Annotated in this window: 17 protein-coding genes; 13 read left to right on the top strand and 4 right to left on the bottom strand. The window is 41.3% G+C overall.

Going from position 1 to position 20,014, the window contains the following annotated elements; translation table 11 throughout:
- Positions 1–6 precede the first annotated feature (6 nt).
- The 8 genes from BQ5364_RS14195 (at position 7) to BQ5364_RS14160 (ending at position 6,932) form a co-directional block, all read left to right on the top strand.
- Positions 7–1,566: a DUF3794 and LysM peptidoglycan-binding domain-containing protein gene (locus BQ5364_RS14195; protein ID WP_004613429.1), complete on the top strand. Its 1,560-nt coding sequence runs from the start codon at positions 7–9 to the stop codon at positions 1,564–1,566.
- A gap of 76 nt (positions 1,567–1,642) precedes the next feature.
- Positions 1,643–2,521: a 4-(cytidine 5'-diphospho)-2-C-methyl-D-erythritol kinase gene (gene ispE, locus BQ5364_RS14190; protein WP_071144495.1), complete on the top strand. Its 879-nt coding sequence runs from the start codon at positions 1,643–1,645 to the stop codon at positions 2,519–2,521.
- A 4-nt stretch (positions 2,522–2,525) separates the two neighbouring features.
- Positions 2,526–3,200, top strand: coding sequence for a GntR family transcriptional regulator (locus BQ5364_RS14185; protein ID WP_022250230.1), 675 nt, complete (start codon positions 2,526–2,528; stop codon positions 3,198–3,200).
- A gap of 64 nt (positions 3,201–3,264) precedes the next feature.
- Positions 3,265–3,900 carry a stage II sporulation protein R gene (gene spoIIR / locus BQ5364_RS14180; protein ID WP_004613432.1) on the top strand — a complete coding sequence of 212 codons (636 nt, stop codon included), beginning with the start codon at positions 3,265–3,267 and terminating at the stop codon, positions 3,898–3,900.
- 27 nt (positions 3,901–3,927) lie between these two features.
- Entirely contained in the window at positions 3,928–5,109 is a 1,182-nt protein-coding gene (locus BQ5364_RS14175; protein ID WP_004613433.1) for a cation diffusion facilitator family transporter, read from the top strand.
- The gene (locus tag BQ5364_RS14170; protein ID WP_071144494.1) at positions 5,110–5,823 is read left to right on the top strand and encodes an acyl-[acyl-carrier-protein] thioesterase; all 714 of its coding nucleotides are present in this window, start codon (positions 5,110–5,112) and stop codon (positions 5,821–5,823) included.
- A gap of 3 nt (positions 5,824–5,826) precedes the next feature.
- Positions 5,827–6,654 (top strand): CvfB family protein, encoded by an 828-nt coding sequence (locus BQ5364_RS14165; RefSeq protein WP_044987575.1) that lies wholly within the window; start codon positions 5,827–5,829, stop codon positions 6,652–6,654.
- A 41-nt stretch (positions 6,655–6,695) separates the two neighbouring features.
- Positions 6,696–6,932: a hypothetical protein gene (locus BQ5364_RS14160; RefSeq protein WP_004613436.1), complete on the top strand. Its 237-nt coding sequence runs from the start codon at positions 6,696–6,698 to the stop codon at positions 6,930–6,932.
- A 38-nt stretch (positions 6,933–6,970) separates the two neighbouring features.
- On the opposite strand, the gene BQ5364_RS14155 is transcribed toward BQ5364_RS14160, so the two are convergent.
- The 3 genes from BQ5364_RS14155 to BQ5364_RS14145 form a co-directional block, all read right to left on the bottom strand.
- Complete coding sequence (locus tag BQ5364_RS14155) at positions 6,971–7,831, bottom strand: AraC family transcriptional regulator (protein ID WP_022250228.1); 861 nt, start codon at positions 7,829–7,831, stop codon at positions 6,971–6,973.
- A gap of 120 nt (positions 7,832–7,951) precedes the next feature.
- Complete coding sequence (locus BQ5364_RS14150; RefSeq protein WP_004613439.1) at positions 7,952–11,185, bottom strand: discoidin domain-containing protein; 3,234 nt, start codon at positions 11,183–11,185, stop codon at positions 7,952–7,954.
- Positions 11,186–11,214: 29 nt separating this feature from the next.
- The gene (locus tag BQ5364_RS14145; protein WP_004613440.1) at positions 11,215–11,958 is read right to left on the bottom strand and encodes a hypothetical protein; all 744 of its coding nucleotides are present in this window, start codon (positions 11,956–11,958) and stop codon (positions 11,215–11,217) included.
- 261 nt (positions 11,959–12,219) lie between these two features.
- Between BQ5364_RS14145 and BQ5364_RS14140 the strand changes: the two genes are divergently transcribed.
- From BQ5364_RS14140 to BQ5364_RS14125, 4 genes are all read left to right on the top strand, one after another.
- Positions 12,220–15,690 carry a DNA polymerase III subunit alpha gene (locus tag BQ5364_RS14140; protein WP_004613441.1) on the top strand — a complete coding sequence of 1,157 codons (3,471 nt, stop codon included), beginning with the start codon at positions 12,220–12,222 and terminating at the stop codon, positions 15,688–15,690.
- A gap of 72 nt (positions 15,691–15,762) precedes the next feature.
- Positions 15,763–16,737: a 6-phosphofructokinase gene (pfkA, locus tag BQ5364_RS14135; RefSeq protein WP_022250226.1), complete on the top strand. Its 975-nt coding sequence runs from the start codon at positions 15,763–15,765 to the stop codon at positions 16,735–16,737.
- A 118-nt stretch (positions 16,738–16,855) separates the two neighbouring features.
- Positions 16,856–17,683: a glutamate racemase gene (gene murI / locus BQ5364_RS14130; protein ID WP_004613443.1), complete on the top strand. Its 828-nt coding sequence runs from the start codon at positions 16,856–16,858 to the stop codon at positions 17,681–17,683.
- 8 nt (positions 17,684–17,691) lie between these two features.
- The gene (locus tag BQ5364_RS14125) at positions 17,692–18,165 is read left to right on the top strand and encodes a YwiB family protein (RefSeq protein ID WP_004613444.1); all 474 of its coding nucleotides are present in this window, start codon (positions 17,692–17,694) and stop codon (positions 18,163–18,165) included.
- A 31-nt stretch (positions 18,166–18,196) separates the two neighbouring features.
- Here BQ5364_RS14125 and BQ5364_RS14120 read toward each other — a convergent pair whose 3' ends face one another.
- Entirely contained in the window at positions 18,197–18,637 is a 441-nt protein-coding gene (locus BQ5364_RS14120) for a hypothetical protein (protein WP_004613445.1), read from the bottom strand.
- A gap of 245 nt (positions 18,638–18,882) precedes the next feature.
- On the opposite strand from BQ5364_RS14120, the gene tig reads away from it, so the two are divergent.
- A complete protein-coding gene (gene tig, locus BQ5364_RS14115) occupies positions 18,883–19,923 on the top strand; it encodes a trigger factor (RefSeq protein ID WP_004613446.1) in 1,041 nt (346 codons plus the stop codon).
- Positions 19,924–20,014: the final 91 nt, after the last annotated feature.

Raw genomic sequence — 20,014 nt, 5'->3', positions numbered from 1 at the left:
GAGGCAATGGAATTAGTAAAAAAACAAATTCATGCAAATCAGGTCGGCAAAAAAATGGTGGATCAATTTCTGGTAGACGATGATTTTAATGTGCCGGATACAAAAAATGATGTGCAGCGAGTCGTTGCGGGAGAGGGCACGGTGAAAATCGAGGATGTAAGACCGGTGGAAAATTACGTCAGAGTTACGGGAAAACTGTATTTTCAGATACTGTATGTGACAGAAGGAGCAGAACCGTCACTGACATCCATGGAAGGAAAAATTCCGTTTGAGGAGATGGTGTATGCGGATGAGGGGACAGACGGAGAATTTGTTGTTCAAAATACAAGGGTAGATTTTACTGCAACAATGATTCATTCGAGAAAATTGAATATCAAAGCAATGATTGAGCTTTTAATCAGTCCTCAAATGCAGGTTGATGAGGACATTACAGTCGATGTGGAAAGTGAAATGCCACTTTATAAAAAGAAAAAAGCAATGGAACTTTTAACTCTTCATACGTCAAAGAAAGATACATACCGGATTAAAGAAGAACTGACGCTTCCGGGAACGAAAGAGACGATTGGGACAGTGCTTTGGACAGATATTTCGAACCGAAAACTAGATACGAAACTTGGGGCGGACGAATTGCTGCTTTCCGGAGAACTGCTGGCATTTTGTTTCTATGAATCGCCGGATGGGAAAATAGACTGGATTGGGCAGACGATCCCGTATGAGGGAAGAGTGGAGTGCTATGGAGTCGATGAAGCGATGTATCATCATCTGAACGCGAATCTGGAAGATATCAACGTGGATATCCGGATGGATGAAGACGGAGAGATGCGCACGCTTGGAATTGAGGGGACGTTAGAGTTAAAAATTGCCATTTATCAGGAAGAAAACATAGATTTTTTGGAAGATGTATATTCTTTGGAGCAACATTGCAGACTAGAGACAAAAGAAGCTTCCTATGAAGAGCTGCTGATGCAGAATCACTCGAAATGTAAGATAGCAGAGCAGCTGTCTTTGCCGGAGTTAAAAGATGATATTCTACAGATTTGTCATAGCAGCGGAAGGGTGCAGATTGACCGCACAGAGGTGACTGAGGAAGGGGTTCAGATTGACGGTGTACTCCATGTCAGCTTTTTATTTGTGAAGCCAGACGACGAAGTTCCATTCGACACGTGGCAGGGAATGGTTCCGTTTTCTTATTTAGTTGAGAGCAATGAATCGGAAATGGATATGCACTGCGACATTACAAGTGCACTGGAGCAGCTGAGTGTTTCTCTTATGGGAGGCGACAGTGTGGAGGTGAAAGCAGTGCTTGCGTTTCACAGTTTTTTGCGAAAATCAGTGAAGGCTGATGTCATCACGGATTTGAAAATGGAAAAAATTTCGATGGAAGAGCTGGAAAAGAGACCGGGGATTGTTGGTTATATTGTAAAAGAAGGAGATGACCTTTGGACACTCGCAAAACGTTATAGCACGACAAAAGAAGGCATTATGGAAGTGAACGAGATGACCGATGAAATGATAAAACCGGGAGACCGGATATTGATTTTCAAAGAAAATATGAGTATACTATAGGTATTATGTATACAAAAAACACTGTCCCGGTGGAAACTCTGCCGGGATGGGAAGTGAGATGTGAAAGGAGAACGTGATGGGGAATATACAACAGCTAAAAGCTCTTGCAAAAATCAATCTGGGGCTGGATGTACTTGGAAGAAGAGAGAATGGGTATCATGATGTCCGCATGGTGATGCAGACAATTTATCTGTATGATAATATTACGATACAACGAACAGAGACACCGGGAATTACGCTGGAATCCAACTTGTATTTTCTGCCGAATGATGAGGGGAATATTGCATATAAAGCGGCAAAGATGCTGATGGACGAGTTTGAGATCCGGGATGGTGTCCATATTACATTGGACAAGCATATCCCGGTGGCAGCAGGACTTGCAGGGGGGAGCTCGAACGCGGCGGCGGTTCTTGTCGGAATGAACCGTATGTTTTCACTTGGACTCAGTGAAATGGATTTGATGGAACGAGGTGTAAAATTAGGGGCAGATGTTCCGTACTGTATTATGCGCGGAACGGTGCTTGCAGAAGGAATCGGAGAAGAACTCACACGACTTTCACCGCTGCCAAAGTGCTATATTTTGATCGCAAAGCCTGGAATCAGTGTGTCAACCCGCACGGTCTATGAGAAATTAGATGCACTTACGATCACAGATCATCCAGATATAGACGGTCTAATTACCGGACTTGAAAACCAGGATTTGAGAGCAGTCGCATCATCGATGGGGAATGTGCTCGAACAAGTTACGGTAGATGCCTATCCGGTGATCGACAGGATTAAAAACGTGATGAAGGAACAGGGGGCGCTTAACGCCATGATGAGCGGCAGCGGACCGACGGTGTTTGGAATTTTTGAAGACCGGCAGACAGCAAAGAAAGCGCAGAGGAAGATCAAAGAGCTGCAGATTGCAAAGCAGGTCTATTTGGCAAATGTACACAATACAAAAAGGAGATAAAAAGATGGATACAAATTTTGAAGTGAATATGAATGAATATTTACCGCTTCGCGATGTTGTATTTAATACACTGCGTCAGGCGATTTTGCGTGGAGAATTGAAACCGGGAGAGCGCCTGATGGAGATTCAGCTTGCAAACAAATTAGGGGTGAGCCGTACTCCGATTCGGGAGGCAATCCGAAAGCTGGAACTTGAGGGGCTTGTGCTGATGATTCCAAGAAAAGGGGCAGAGGTGGCGGATATTACCGAAAAGAGCCTGCGGGATGTTTTGGAAGTGAGAGAGGCGCTGGAAGAGCTGGCGGTAAGACTTGCGTGCGACAAGATCAAAGAAGAGGAGATTGAAGAATTAAAAAAAGCGGCGCAGGAATTTAAAGAGACATTGGACTGTGAGGATGTTACGAGATTTGCGGAAGCCGATGTGAAATTCCATGATATCATTTACCGGACAACAGACAACGAGAGACTGATTCAGCTTTTATATAATTTGAGAGAGCAGATGTACCGTTATCGTGTGGAATACTTAAAAAGAGAAGATGCGCATGAGACTCTTCTTGCAGAACATGAGAGAATTATCGAGACAATTGAAAAGCGTGACAAAGAAGAGGCGATGAAAGCGGTGAGCCGCCACATAGACAATCAAGTGGCAGCTGTGATTGATACGATTCGCACAAAAAAATAGAATATTTGTATAATCTCAGAAAAATATGTGAAAACTCCGATTATCAAACAGGAGGTACATATTTATGAGATGGATATATGAGAAAAAGAAGATGATTTGTGCAGCGGCAGCGATTGTGCTTGCAGTTCTTGTGACAGGAGTAACCGCAGAGAAGAAGGGAATGCTTGCACAGGCAAAGATTGCAAGTGTTCAAAAGAGGATGGCGAAAGAAGTATTTCGTTTCCATGTGCTTGCAAATAGCGACAGCGAGGAAGATCAAGAACTGAAGATGAAAGTAAAAGGAGAAATCATTGCATATATGAAAGAAGATCTGCCATATTCGGATGGTGTGGAGACGACGAAGGCGTGGGCGAGAACACATACGGATGAGATTGAAGAAGTGGCTGCACGGACCATTGAAGAAGCCGGATATGACTATCCGGTAAAGGCAAAGGTTACGACCTGCTATTTCCCGGATAAGACATACGGAGATGTGACATTCCCACAGGGGGAATATGAAGCACTCCGAATTGAGATCGGGGAGGCAAAAGGACAGAACTGGTGGTGTGTGCTTTACCCGAATCTCTGTTTTATCGATGCGGTAAATGCGGTTGTGCCGGAAGAGGGAAAAGAAGAATTGAAAGAAGTACTGGATGAAGAAGAATATGAGATGGTGACCGCCGGCACAAAATTCAAGATTAAATGGTTCTTCTTTCAATGATAGGCAAAGTTGTGATTGGAGGAATTCATGACTGAATTTTTAGTAAAACATTTTGTGAAGGATTATGAAAAGACAGAAAAGGTGTCTGTGCGTACTGGCTATGGAATTCTGGCGAGTATGGTAGGCATCTTTTGCAACGTTTTATTGTTTTTGATGAAGATAACAATTGGGATGATGATACATAGTATCTCTGTTATCGCAGATGCATTTAACAACTTATCTGATGCAGGTTCATCGATCATCAGCTTTATCGGAGTCAAGATTGCGAGTAAGCCGGCAGACAAGGAGCATCCGTTCGGACATGGAAGGATGGAGTATATTGCGGCTTTGGTTGTCGCGTTTTTGGTGTTGCAGGTTGGGTTTACTTTTTTTAAAGATGCAGTTGGAAAGATAAAACATCCACAGGAGATAGAATTTAATCTGGTATCTGTCATTGTTTTATTGTTGTCCATCGGGATTAAGCTTTGGCTTGGGATGTTCAATAAGAAGCTTGGAACGAGGATTCATTCAAATGTGATGCTTGCAACGGCAGCGGATGCGATGGGCGATGTGATCACAACATCTGCGACGGTTGTCTCATTGCTGGTATTTCAGTTTTCGGGCTGGAATATTGATGGGATTGTAGGAATCGGCGTGTCTCTTGTTGTTATGTGGGCAGGAGTAGGGATCGCAAAAGATACGTTGGAGCCATTGCTTGGTCAGGCAGTTCCAAAAGATGTGTATGAAGAGATAACAAAATTTGTGGAATCCCATGAAGGAATCCTTGGGACACATGATTTGATTGTACATAATTATGGTCCGGGAAGAAGTATGGCTTCGCTGCATGCCGAGGTGGCAAATGATGTGGATATCGAAGTCTCTCATGAGATCATCGACCGTATTGAGAGGGAAGCTACAAAAGAGCTTGGTGTGTTTTTGGTCATTCATATGGATCCGATTGAGATGAAAGACGAGCGTGTTTTATATGCAAAAAGGAAATTGGAAGAGGCGGTGAGAGCAATCGATCCGCAGGTGAGTATCCATGATTTTCGTATGGTGGATGGAGATGAGCAGGTGAATTTGATCTTTGATATGCTCGTTCCATTTCAGTATGATAAAGAAAAGCAAAAGGAAATCTGCAGGACACTTCGAAAAAAGGTAAGGGAGATTGACCAAAGATACCGTTGCGTCATTGTGACGGAGACAAGTTACATAGCGGAGGAAAAATAGATGTATAAGTTAGAAGGACAGATCAGATTCAGTGAGTGTGATACGAGCAAGAGAATAACGCTTCCGGGAATCATCAATTATTTTCAAGATTGCAGCAGCGCACAGTCTGAGCAGATCGGACATGGGATTGACTATCTGAAAGAGAAGAAGAAAGCCTGGATACTTTCCGCGTGGCAGATTATTGTGGAACGTTATCCGGAACTTGGAGAGGCGATTGAGGCTGGCACGTGGGCAACTGATTTTAAGGGACTGTATGCGACGAGGAATTTTTCGATGAAGACAAAATCAGGGGAAATGCTGGCATATGCCAATTCTATCTGGGTGTTCATGGACCTCGCTGCCGGAAGACCAACAAAACCGGGAAAGGAAGAGGTGGAAGCATATGGGATGGAATCGGCGCTTGAGATGGAATATGCTCCGAGAAAAATAAAACTGTCGGAAAAAGCGATTTTGGTTGACACGTTCCCGGTACGCAAGTATCATATTGATACAAACAATCATGTAAATAATTGCCAATATGTGCAGATGGCGATGGAAGTGCTGCGGGAAGACATGAGGATCAGACAGGTACGAGTAGAGTATAAAAAATCAGCGGTTTATGGAGATGTTATTTTGCCGAAGATTGCCGAAGAAACAAGCCGTACCGTGGTGGAACTTTGCGATATGGAGGAAAGACCATACGCTGTGGTAGAATTTGTAGGAGAGAAAAAATAAATGATGAGATTAGGGAAAAAACAAGTACTGACAATTGTAAAAAAAGTAGAGTTTGGAGTGTATCTGGGCAGTGACGAGGATCGTGTGCTTCTGCCAAAAAGACAGGTTCCGGAAGGGGTTGAGATAGGAGATCCTGTGGAAGTGTTTTTGTATAAGGATTCCGATGACAGACTGATAGCAACGACTCATGAGCCAAAGATAGAGTTAGGAGAACTGGCGGTGCTTGAAGTGGCAGATACAGGAAAATTTGGAGCATTTTTAGACTGGGGATTGGAAAAGGATCTGTTTTTGCCTTTCAAAGAGCAGACTGTAAAAGTGGCAAAGGGAGATCAATGTCTTGTGGCGCTTTATATTGATAAAAGTGAGCGTCTCTGCGCAACGATGAAAGTGTATGATATGTTGAAGAAAGATTCGCCGTATCAGAAGGATGATATGGTGGAAGGGATTATTTATGACACAAGTGATAACTTTGGATTGTTTGTCGCAGTCGATAATCAGTATTCCGCTTTGATTCCGAAAAAAGAGGTATATGGAAGACTTCGCATTGGACAGACAGTAAAAGCGAGAGTTACGGCGGTGAAGAAAGACGGAAAGCTGGATCTGAGTGTCAGAGATAAGATTCCGATGCAGATGGACAAAGATGCTGAGAGTGTTTTGAAAGAAATTGAACGGCGCGGTGGAAAACTGCCGTTTACAGATAAGGCAGACCCTGAAGTGATTAAGCAAGAATTTCAGATGAGTAAGAATGCATTTAAGCGTGCAGTAGGACGGCTTCTGAAAGAAGAGAAGATTGAGATTAAGGAACATGCAATTGTCATGTACAGAAAATAGGGGATAGCGTCTACGAAAGCTGGCGAAAGGAGTTGTGTATAATGAAGGTGCAAAATATTACGGACATAGATAAGTTTTTTGAAGTGGTGGACAGATGTTCCGGGAAAGTAGAATTGGTAACAGGTGAAGGAGATCGATTAAATTTGAAATCTAAGCTTTCACAGTACGTTTCAATCGCAAATATTTTCTCGAACAGTGAGATTCCGGAACTGGAGATTGTCGCTTATGAACCGGACGATATAGAACGATTGACAGAGTTTATGCTGAAAGGTGAATAAAAGATATTAAAAATGAGGATACGGCGAAGGCGGTATCCTTATTTGCGTTTTAAGATAAACTTTTTATATTGAGAGGGCGTTGTTCCAATGATGTTATAAAATAATTTTGAAAAGTGCTGTGAATCTTTCAGCCCAATCATTCCGGAAATTTCGGTAAAAGTAAGAGTAGTCGTATCCATCAACTCAATGGCACGGTTGATGCGGTATACATTGATATAATTTCCGAGAGAAATATTCATATATTGCGAAAATAACTTGCTGAGATATCGGGTAGAGATATTCAGCTCCTTTGCGATATCCGGAATTAGAATTTTATCCATATAATGATGTTCTATATAGTTCAGTGTAAATGAAATATAGTTCCCCTGTATTTTTTCTGGAAACTGCGCCTTTGATAATGTCTTATAGGACTGCATGATGAGCAGAACCAGCTGTAAAATATATAGATTGATGTTGGCAGATACCGTAGAATCCTGACTGGTGTTATATAATCGGATGATTGCGAGAATCAGCTCTTTTAGTTCTTTCGTTGTTTTTTGCTGATGAAATGGAGCGCAGCAAAAAATTAAGGAGTGCATCAAATTGACAGATGAGTCCTCTTCTAAGGTGATATGTGATAGAAATTCAGGGAAAAAGTGAATATGATAAAAGCTGCATTCATTTTCATCTGTTAAATAAAAAGAGTGCACGACATTTGGCGGAATCATAATAAAATCATCAGGTTTACATTCAATCGTGGTATTGCCAATTGTCATAACACAGGTACCGGATTTAATCAAATAGATTTCGACACTTGTATGAAGATGTTTTGAAAAGTGATAATGATTTTTCCGGTGTTGAATGGCAGCACCTGAAATTGAGTTTTTGCAAAGAGAAAAGTAAGTTGTGTCCCGATTCATATCTGTTGTCCTTTCAGAGGTCTGTAATTGAAATATTAAAATCGGCGGTCTAGATGACCGCCGAAAAAATTATATCCCTTTTTCACCTGAAAAATCAAGTGTTTTCAAAATATTTTGTGATTAGACCGTTTTGCGTTTTTTGAAAATTGCAACTGCTGCAATTCCGGAGAGGATGCATGCTACAGTTGTTGCACCAGCCATATCAGCATCGCCGGTTTTTACCGGTTTGTCTTTGCTGTTATTTTTATCTTTATCTTTATCTTTGTCTTTGTCTTTGTCAGGTGTTGTTGGTGTTACCGGTTTTGAAGTAAGTTTTGCAATTGTCTGTGTTTCGTGAGCATCACATGATTTACAAACTCTTTCTTTCAAACCTTCTGCATCTGTTGTTGGTTCTTTTGTTGTTTCCCAATCGCCCCAAGTATGTCCGGTAGCTTTGATTTCTCTTGTCTCTGTCTCGCCGCATTCGCAGGTTCTGCTTTCTTCACCAGGTGTTGTACAAGTAGGTTTTTTTGTTACCGTCCACTCACCCCATGTATGTGTGTGTTCTTCTGTTGCTTTTGTTGTGAATGTTACGTTTCCGGCATCTGATTTGTTGCCGGCTTCATCTAGTGCATATACAGAAAGTGTATATTCTGTTGCAGCTTTTAAATCAGCGACTGTGAAAGAAGTCTCTGTTGCATCAAATGTTGCAATTTCTTTGTCGCCATTCATCAACTGATATTCTACGATATCTTTATCAGCTTCAGCAGGTACCCAAGAGATTTTAGCAGTTGTATCTGTCACATCTGTTGCTGTCGCAGTTGGAGCGACAGGAGCAGTTGTATCGTTGTACACTCTTGTACCGGTTAAACGAATTTCAGCAGCTGTAGCGAAGTCTCTTACAGATTCTACAGCAAGAAGTTTGATGTATTTTGCTTTTACAGGTTCCTTAAATGTAACGGTTTTTACCTTTTTGTCTTGAGCCCATGAACCAGAAGCAGCTTCTTCCCATGTCTCATTATCGTTGCTTGTGTAGATGGTATATTTTGTAATTGTACCATTTGAAGCGCCGTCGCCACTTCCATCCTGACGTGGTGTGTACACATATCCGCTTACTTCATAGTCATTAGCAAGTTCGATTGTGACATAACGATCTTCAGGATTTGAACCATTCCAAGATGTATGCCAAATTGTTCCAAGATTATTGTCCAGAACATTTTTTACACCATTGTTATCCTGAGCAGTTTCTTCAGAACCAGCAGTTGCTGTCATGTCTGCTACCGGAATTTCATTTGTAACTTCACTTGTCACAGTAACTACTGTGTATGTTACAGATTCGCCGTTGCAAGATACTGTAAGTGTATCACCTTTTGCAAGTCTTACACCGCCTGTCAATGTGGAAGAACCACGTTTCAGTTCAACAGTAACACCGTCTTCTGTCATTAAGCTGTCTAATAAATCTTTTGCAGTCACTTTATCGACTGTGTCGATCGTGATTTCTTTCTTAGCCTGATCAATTGCAAATCTGTCAGATGATATTGTCAAGCTAACTGTTCCGGTCTCGTGAGCACCAATATCAGGAATACCGGATACTTTGTTGCCGAAGAAGTCTTTTTCTACTTTGTAGCCGTTGTTATCTACAATAATCTTACCTGCATTGATTGCCGGTGAGTTTTGAACTAATTTGTAACCGTCAAATACTGTCTCAGCAGATGGATCTTCGTGGCGTCTGGCCTGTTTATCATCTGCGACTGTGCTTGGACCTGAACCGGCATTTTCTGTAACCTTTGTTCCGGCATCTACTTTTACTGCGTTGGCATCCTCTGGATAAGTGCTTACATTATAGAATAAGTTGTTGCTGTATGTCTTGTTTCCGTTTGGATTCCAGTTTTCTACAGTTGCCGGAGTCTCACCTGCAAAGTAGAAGATATTGTTCTCAAGATTAATCGGTCCGGCATTGCCATGTGAAGTATGCCAAATATTGTTTAATCCTTCTTTGATATAGAATGTGTTGTTGTAAACCTGAGTATTTCCGGCATTTCCGGCAGGATCTAAAGGTCCCATATCTTCATTCTGGCTAATATTGTAGCGGAATGTGTTGTTTACTGACTGATAACCACAGAACATGATTGTACTTGCGGTGTTTCCGTGGCTGTAGTTGTACTGATAATTTGTGCCGTCGCCGTAGTCAGCATCCCAAGGTTGTCCGTCTCCGTTACCGTTTGAAGCGTTTAATGTACGGAAACATTCGTTGTATTGGAATACAGCATTTTTACATTTCCAAGGCCAGATACCGGCAGCAACGCGTCCTGCTCCAACACCCTGATATTGTCCGGTAGGTTCTCCGGTTACTTTATCTAAAACCGGCTGTGGTTTGGAGTAATCCGTTTTGTTGATCTGTTTGGAGCTATTTTCAGATACATTGTATTGAATCAACGGCTCATCAGCATACATAGTTGTGATTGCGTCACCACCTACATTATTTAAATAGTTGTTTTCAATAACGACGTTAGTAGCGCCGTATTTTTCCATCACTTCATCACTGAGTTCTGCTGTCTGGAATTTATCCCAGTTGTATGTATAACCAACAGCGATTCCCCAGCGGTTGACAGTGTCTAACTGACAATTTTTAATCTGTACATCATCGTATTTTGCGATACCTGTTTTGTTTTCATCGGTAGGCTTTTCCACGATAAAGTAGATACCACCGTTTGTCATGTGTTTGTTGTATACGTTTCCGTCAACATCGTGAATATATAAATCATCTAATACGATATGGTCTAATGTTCCTTTGTCTTTTGCGACTCCGGCAACACCGGTTCTGTCCATACAGTCCGCATCATTATAGGCTTTATCACCTTCAGGATCATTTTTTGTTCCACGATCATTTGTGATTTCAAGACCTTCGATCTCAATGTACTCAACATCTTTTAATAAGATAGAAGAGGACACCGTACCGTGCCATTTGTGGTTTGTGTTATCAAGGTGCTTTCCGTAATTTAACTCCCATAATCCTTGACCATTTGTGAGAATCTGTGGGCGGTTACCTTCTCCGTATGTAGAAACTTTAATAGGTGCTTCTGCACTTCCGCTTCCTTTTAGGTGAAGATACTGATCGTTAAAAACAGAACCTTTTTCCAAGAGAACCTGATCACCTGGCTTTAATGTAAGCTTGTTGATCTTCTCTAACGTTTTGAACGGTTTTGATTCAGAAGTTCCGTCGTTGCTGTCGTCTCCTTTGGAAGAACTTACATAATAAGTAGTTCCTTGAGTTGTCTCTTTTTCTGCATGCACTGTGTAGGCAGGCATCATCGTTGTGATAGTTGTGCTGGCAAGTGTGAGCGAAAGTGCTGCACTTATCCATTTCTTTTTCATAATAATATTACTCCTTCCTTACATGAAATTTATATATTCTTCAAGGTGAACTGGCTCATAGACTCCATATTCCCAGACACCTGTGAATTCTCAGCATTTTTTTCGATGATAGCGTCGTATTTTTCTTCGCGGAGTTCTCGTATGACTGCGACACGTGCAGTCTCCAAATCCGCTTTCTCGGCATTCTCACCAAAAATCCAATCCCGGCTATTATAGTGTTCAACAATTTCCTCCTCTGTCAGATCCATTCCTTCGCGTGTCTTATCATTACAATATTGTTCTTTGATGGAACTCATCTCATATTGAAGGTACAGATCATAAGAGTATTCTTTCAGACCATAGATAACATCATTTTTTGCAAGTTTCTCTTTACGGGTGTTGTTTTCCTGCTCCAACCGTTTTTTTAATCCTTCGTAGCTTCCGTCATCTACATACCCGTTTTCTACGGCGAGATCGTAGACGGCGTGGATATATTTTAAGGATTCTAAAGTGTTTTCAGCTAAAATCTCATATCCGTATTTTTTACCATACTTTTTCTTCCAAAAATCATCGTCGTAGTCTACATCATATTGTTGTTGAATTTGCATCTTTGTGTCATACATCACAGACTGCATACATGCAAGATATTCTTCAGAACTGATCTGATGAGTGCCAATTGTCAGCTGCAGTTGATTCTTTTTCTGAAATGCAATGACACAGAATGTGATCACGGCAATCAAAGAAACAATAGCAATTATTCCGATGAGAAAAAATATTTTTTTTCGTTTATTCATAAATTATGTCTCTCCTAAAATGATGAATCAAAATACTGTTAGTTGTTTTGTATAAATAGCAAAGCATGTTTTAAAGATATTATAACACTTTCACAAATAAAGTGCTTGTTAAAATGTATTCTCTTTTGTAGAAAATTTATATAATTCGGAACAAAATAAAATTTATGATTGATTTTAGAAAGATATTTGTCTCAATCTATAAAACTGTGTTATGATAAAAGACAGCTAAAGTGTAGAAAAAGAATCAAGAGGAAAAATAGTATGAGTTTTGCACATTTACACGTCCATACGGAATACAGTCTGTTGGACGGTTCCAATAAGATAAAAGAATATGTTGCCAGAGTCAAAGAACTTGGGATGAACAGTGCGGCGATCACAGACCACGGGGTGATGTTTGGCGTGATCGATTTCTATCGTGCTGCGAAAGCGGCCGGAATCAAGCCGATTTTGGGATGTGAGGTTTATGTGGCTCCGGGTTCCCGATTTGACAAAAGTTCGGGGGCAAGTGAAGACCGATATTATCATCTCGTGCTGCTTGCGGAGAATCAGAAAGGGTATGAGAATCTGACAAAAATTGTGTCGAGGGGATTTGTGGAAGGCTATTATTACAAGCCGCGTGTAGATATGGAACTTTTGGAAGAGTTCCATGAGGGAATTATCGCACTGAGCGCATGTCTTGCGGGAGAGGTGCAGAAGAATCTTCACAGAGGTATGTATGAGGAGGCGAAGGCGGCAGCGTTCCGCTACGAGAAGATTTTCGGGAAAGGGAATTTCTTTTTGGAACTTCAGGATCATGGTATGCAGGAACAGGCGAATGTTAATCAGCAGCTTTTGCGTCTGTCGCAGGACACAGGAATTGAACTGGTTGCGACAAACGACGTACATTATACCTATGCGGAAGATGAAAAGCCTCACGATATCCTGCTCTGTATTCAGACGGGAAAGAAACTTGCCGATGAAGACCGAATGCGCTATGAGGGCGGTCAGTATTATGTGAAATCAGAAGAGCAGATGAAAGCATTATTTCCATATGCTTTGCAGGCAATTGAGAACACGCAGAAGATTGCAGACCGCTGTCATGTGGAGATTGAATTTGGAGTGACAAAGCTTCCGAAATACGATGTACCGGATGGATACACGTCGTGGGAATATTTGAATAAGCTTTGTTATGAGGGATTAGAGAAAAACTATGAGAATCCAAAGAAGGAACTTCGAGAACGATTAGAGTATGAGCTGAATGTTATCAAGACGATGGGGTATGTAGATTATTTCCTGATCGTGTGGGATTTCATCAAATACGCAAGAGACCACGACATTATGGTGGGACCGGGGCGTGGTTCTGCGGCGGGAAGTATCGTATCTTACTGCCTTGGAATCACCAATATCGATCCGATCAAATATCAGCTTTTATTTGAGCGATTTCTGAATCCGGAGCGTGTGTCGATGCCTGATATCGATATTGACTTCTGTTTTGAGAGAAGGCAGGAGGTTATCGATTATGTTGTGCGCAAATACGGTTCTGACCGTGTGGTACAGATTGTCACATTCGGTACGATGGCGGCACGCGGTGTGATCCGTGACGTAGGACGAGTGATGAATCTGCCGTATGCGTTTGTGGACAGTATCTCGAAGATGATACCGACTGAGCTCAACATGACGCTGGATCGAGCTCTGACGATGAACAGCGAACTGCGCGATTTATATGAAAATGATGAGCAGGTAAAGAATCTGATCGATATGTCAAAGCGTCTGGAAGGACTGCCACGGCATACATCCATGCATGCCGCCGGTGTTGTGATCAGCCAGAAATCAGTGGATGAGTATGTCCCGCTGTCGCTTGGCTCAGACGGCTCTGTGACGACACAGTTTACGATGACCACGTTGGAAGAACTTGGACTTCTGAAGATGGATTTCCTTGGTCTGCGGACATTGACAGTTATTCAGAATGCAGTGCGTCTGGCAGAAAAAAGCACAGGTAAGACAATCGATATTGATCATATTGATTATGACGATAAGGCGGTACTGGATTCCATCGGAACAGGAAGGACAGATGGTATATTCCAGCTGGAAAGCGCAGGAATGAAAAGCTTTATGAAAGAATTAAAGCCGCAGAGTCTGGAGGATATTATTGCGGGAATTTCGTTGTATCGTCCGGGACCGATGGATTTTATCCCACAGTATATCAAAGGGAAAAATGATGTGAATGCGATCACCTATGATTGTCCACAACTGAAACCGATTCTGGAACCTACGTATGGATGTATTGTGTATCAGGAGCAGGTTATGCAGATTGTGCGGGATCTGGCTGGGTATACACTTGGACGAAGCGACTTGGTGCGCCGTGCGATGTCCAAGAAAAAGGGCGATGTGATGCAAAAAGAGCGCCAAAACTTTGTATATGGAAATGAGGCGGAAGGGGTTCCGGGATGTATTGCGAACGGAATCAGTGAACAGGTTGCAAATAAGATTTATGATGAGATGATTGATTTTGCAAAATATGCATTTAACAAGTCTCATGCGGCGGCCTATGCGGTTGTCGCTTATCAGACTGCATATCTGAAATATTACTATCCGGTAGAATTTATGGCGGCGCTTATGACGTCGGTTATTGACAATCCGGGAAAAGTGGCAGAATATATTTATTCCTGCCGGCAGATGGGAATAGAAATTCTTCCGCCGGACATCAATAAAGGAGAAGGAAAGTTCTCTGTGGACAATGGCAATATCCGCTATGGGCTTGCAGCAATCAAAAGTATTGGAAAGCCTGTGATCGAGGCAATCATCGCCGAGCGGGAGAAAAACGGTCTGTTTAAGAATCTGAAAGATTTTATTGAACGGCTCTCCGGCAAGGAAGTGAATAAGCGGACAATCGAAAGCTTTATCAAATCGGGGGCGTTTGACAGCCTTCATGGAACACGAAAGCAGTTCATGGTCATCTATGTGAAGATTTTAGATCAGGTGAATCAGGAGCGAAAATATTCGATGACCGGGCAGATGTCACTTTTTGATATTGTGGATGAGGAGCAGAAAAAAGAATTCGATATTCAACTTCCGAATGTGGGGGAATACGAAAAAGAGACGATGCTTGCATTCGAAAAAGAAGTGCTTGGAATCTATATCAGTGGACATCCGATGCAGGAATATGAAGAAAAATGGCGTAAAAATATCAGCGCCACGACAATGGATTTCCAGTATGATGAGGAGAGCGGGCATACCAAAGTACGTGAAGGCGCAAAAGAAATCATTGGAGGTATTATTACCAACAAGACGATCAAGCATACCAAGACGAATAAGACAATGGCATTTTTGACGATTGAGGACTTAGTCGGAACGGTGGAAGTGGTTGTATTTCCACGAGACTATGAGAAAAATCGGATGTATCTGGAGGAAGATTACAAAGTATTTGTAAAGGGAAGGGTGTCGGAGGAAGATGAAAGTGCAAGTAAACTGATCTGCGAGGCGATTATCCCGTTTGAAAATACGACATGTGAACTGTGGATTCAGTTTCCGGACAAGGAGACGTTTCTTGCGGAGGAAAAAAAGGTCTATGAGATGCTTCGGACATCAGAAGGAAATGACAGTGTTGTCATTTATTGCGCGAAAGAAAAAGCGATCAAAAGGCTTCCAGCAAACTGGAATATTCGTGTAGATAAAGAAATTCTCGGCAATATGACAAATTATTTTGGCGAAAAAAGAATAAAAGTAGTAGAAAAATACATTGAAAACATTTGAAAAATGGTATAGAATTGTATAAAAATGAAAACAATTCAAATAATACATACATGGAATGATGGAGGATTAACAATGAACGATACAATTCAGACAATCGGAATCTTAACAAGTGGCGGTGATGCACCGGGAATGAATGCTGCAATTCGTGCAGTTGTAAGAACAGCTTTAGGAAGAGGAATTCGTGTCAGAGGAATCAGACGTGGTTACCACGGATTATTACAGGAAGAGATCATCGATATGACAGCAAGAGACGTATCTGATATTATCCAAAGAGGTGGTACAATCCTGCAGACAGCAAGATGTAAAGAGATGCGCACAGAGGAAGGTCAGCAGAAAGCGGCAGCAATCTGTAAAAAATATGGAATTCAGGGTCTTGTTGTAATCGGTGGAGACGGTTCTTTCGCCGGAGCGCAGAAATTGTCAAATCTTGGAATCAACACAATCGGGATTCCGGGAACAATTGACTTGGATATTGCATGTACAGAATACACAATCGGTTTTGACACAGCTGTAAATACAGCGATGGAAGCAATCGATAAAGTACGTGACACATCAACTTCACATGAAAGATGCAGCGTGATCGAGGTTATGGGACGTGATGCAGGATATCTTGCATTATGGTGTGGTATTGCGAATGGAGCAGAACGCATCCTTATGCCGGAAGAACATGACTATGATGAAGAAAAGATTATCGCTGATATTATTGGAAACAGAAAACGTGGTAAACAACACTATATCATTATCAACGCAGAAGGTATTGGTGATTCCATGAATATGGCAAAGAGAATTGAAGAGGCAACAGGTATGGAGACAAGAGCGACAATTCTTGGACACATGCAGCGCGGAGGAAGCCCGACATGTAAAGACAGAGTATATGCATCTATCATGGGAGCAAAAGCTGTTGACTTATTGTTAGAAGGAAAGACAAACCGTGTCGTTGGTTATCAGCACGGCGAGTTTGTTGATTATGATATCAATGAAGCATTGCAGATGCACAAAGAGATTCCGGAATACGCATATCGAGTTTCTAAAGATCTTGCACTTTAATCAGAAAAATTTTCAAAAAGAACTTTTGGATTTCCAAAGGTTCTTTTTTTCCACTTGAAAAGAATGACAAGAGAGGGTAAAATGAAAAGATGATATAGTATAAAAGGAGAATATCGTTTTGAGTATAGATAATAAAAATGCAGCACCAGTAGGGGTATTTGATTCCGGAGTAGGTGGTCTTACTGTTGCAAGGGAAATCATGCGTCAGCTTCCGAATGAGAATCTGGTATATTTTGGGGATACCGCACGTGTGCCGTACGGAAGTAAATCGAGAGACAATATCATTCGCTATTCCAGACAGATTATCCATTTCCTGAAGACAAAAGGGGTGAAGGCGATCGTGATCGCATGCAATACGGCGAGTGCACTGGCTTTGGATGTCGTTCGAGAGGAAAGTGATATTCCAATTATCGGGGTGGTAGAGCCGGGAGCAAGAGCGGCGCTTCAGATTACACAGACGAAAAAGATCGGGGTGATCGGAACGGAAGCGACTGTGCAGAGTGCGATGTACGGAAAGATCATCAAAGGATTAGATCCGACTGTTTCCGTTATTGGGAAAGCCTGCCCATTGTTTGTACCTTTGGTGGAGGAAGGATTTGCAAAGCATAAGGTTACGGAAGAGATCATTGATTATTATCTCGCGTCGATGAAAGAGTCCGATATAGATTCTCTAATTCTTGGGTGCACCCATTATCCGCTCCTTCGTTCGAGAATCCGCGCGTATCTGGGAGATAAGATTCAGCTTGTGAATCCGGCCTATGAGACTGCGATGGATTTAAAATATATTTTGAAAGAAAGCGGTATGGAGAACGCCGGAAAAGAAGGGGAGCATGCGACATATTCCTTCTATGTAAGCGATGCTGCGGACAAGTTCAAACAATTTGCGAACTCAATTCTCCCATATGATATTGAGACGACACAACAGATTAATATAGAAGAATATTAGGTGATGAGATGACAAAAGATGTACTGATAAATATTTCAGGATTACAGGTAGACGTAAATGAGATGGAGAATAATGATGAACCAATTGAGACGATTAGTACTGGTAATTACTTCTTTAAAAATGGGAAACACTATCTCTTATTTGAGGAGGTATCAGAGGGTGTGCCGGGAGTTACGAAGACTCAGATCAAAATAAAAGGAGAAGATAGTCTTGAAGTGCTCAAACGAGGCGTTTCCAATGCACATATGATTTTTGATACAAAGCGAAAGAACCGCTCTTATTATGAGACACCGTATGGCCAGTTGAATCTTGGGATTTTTACAAGAAATATTAAGATTGATGAAAAGGAAGACAACATTAACATCAAGGTGGAGTATGCGTTGGATGTGAATTATGAACCACTTGCGGAATGCACGATACGAATCAATGTAAAACCGAAAGGGTCAAAAGAGTTTTCTATATACGAACAGATGAAATTTTAAAAGGAACTGCGCATGCAGTTCCTTTTAAATGCTATTTTTTAAATCTTGCAAAAAGTCCTTTTTTCTTTTTGACCGGAGTCTCAAGAGGACCTCTAAGTCCCTTTACACCTGTAATGTAGATTCCGCTTACAACGGCTCTTACTTCTTTTTTCACAGGGATAAGTGGAAATACTTTTTCGTCACACATTAAAGTCATTACTTTTGGACCGACCTTCGCTTTTACGACAGCAACTTTTGCTCTGCGAAGATACTTCGGTGTGTTATCGATTACAACAGCTGGAAAACCGGCTTCTTTTAGTTTCATACGCTTTTTGTCAATGACAAGCATAGTCACATTCTGTGCGGCTGCTTCGAGCTGCTGTTGCTGTTCTGCCTGTTTCTTCTCCGCTTTTTTTCCGAAGAAATACAATACGGCTAAAACAATAATCAGAACTACTAAAATAACGAGCAGTGTTATGGTAATTGGACTCACGACAAACCTCCCAATATGTAATTCTATGTAAATAATCCGCTTTTACACAAATAATATTGTATCATTGTTTGGAAAGAAGTGCAAGTGAAAGTGTAAAGAGCACAGGGAGAAAAACAGAGGATAATTACGATTTATAGTGAAAAATGTGTGAAAAATTTGTGAAATAGTAATAGAAAGTCTTTTCAACAAATGGCAAATGTGCTATCTTTAATAAGATACTGAAAACAAACAAATAGGAGAGAGTCATGAAAAAGAAAATTATAGCAGCATTGGTTGGAATATGCACAGTGGTAGTAATGACCGGATGTGGGAATAAAGGAATTTCTAACGACAAGATTACAATTAAACAATATAAAGGATTGGAAGTAGAAAAAGTGGATCCGGTAGAGGTTACGGACACAGATGTGGAAGACAGCATTAATTCTACGCTTCAGACAAAGAGTACACAGAATGATATTACAGACCGCCCGGCACAGGAGGGTGACGTGGTTACTATCGATTATGAAGGAAAGAAAGACGGCGTTGCATTCGATGGAGGAACAGCACAGGATCAACAGCTTGAGCTTGGTTCAGGATCATTTATTGACGGGTTTGAAGATGGCATTGTCGGACACAATATCGGAGAGACATTTGATCTGAATCTGACATTCCCAGAGGATTATAAAAGTGAAGACTTGGCTGGACAGGCAGTTGTATTTACCGTTACATTGGACAAGATTTCAGAAGTGATTGTTCCGGAGTTGACAGATGAATTGGTAGCAGAGCTTTCTGAATCCGCAAAGACAATTGAAGATTACAAAAAAGAAGTAAAAGAAGATTTGGAGACTTCCAATAAGCAGGCAGCAGAGTCTGAGCAACAGCAGAACGTATGGGATGCTTTGATGGAACAGTGTACAGTTGAAAAATATCCAAAAGACAAAAAGCAGGAGACAATCGATAATATTACAACACAGTACGGTTCGATTGCTTCTATGTATGGAATGGATGATGTTGATACATTCTTAGAGCAGGCATTTGGTGTTACTTCTGAGGTGATGGCAGAGAACATTATCAAACAGGAATATGCAGTGGATTTGATTGCAGAGAAAGAAAATTTAAAAGTTTCTGATGAAGAGTACAAAAAAGGTTTGGAAGAATACGCAACACAGTATGGTTATACAGATTCCGCAGAGCTTGAAGATGCTGTTGGAAAGAAAGAAGTGAAACGAGCACTGTTACAGGATAAAGTGACAGACTGGCTTGTAGACAATTGTAAATTAGTAGAAAAAGATTCAAAAGATTCTTAAAAAATGAAGGGATTGTGGAGACACAATTCCTTTTGATTTTCGCCATTTTCTTGAGTAACTGATGGATATCAGTTAAAATAAAGTTTAGAAA

The sequence above is a fragment of the Coprococcus phoceensis genome, from assembly GCF_900104635.1.
Lineage (GTDB): Bacteria > Bacillota > Clostridia > Lachnospirales > Lachnospiraceae > Faecalimonas > Faecalimonas phoceensis.
Note: the sequence above shows the minus strand (reverse complement) of the source record. Positions and strands in the feature narration are given on the sequence as shown.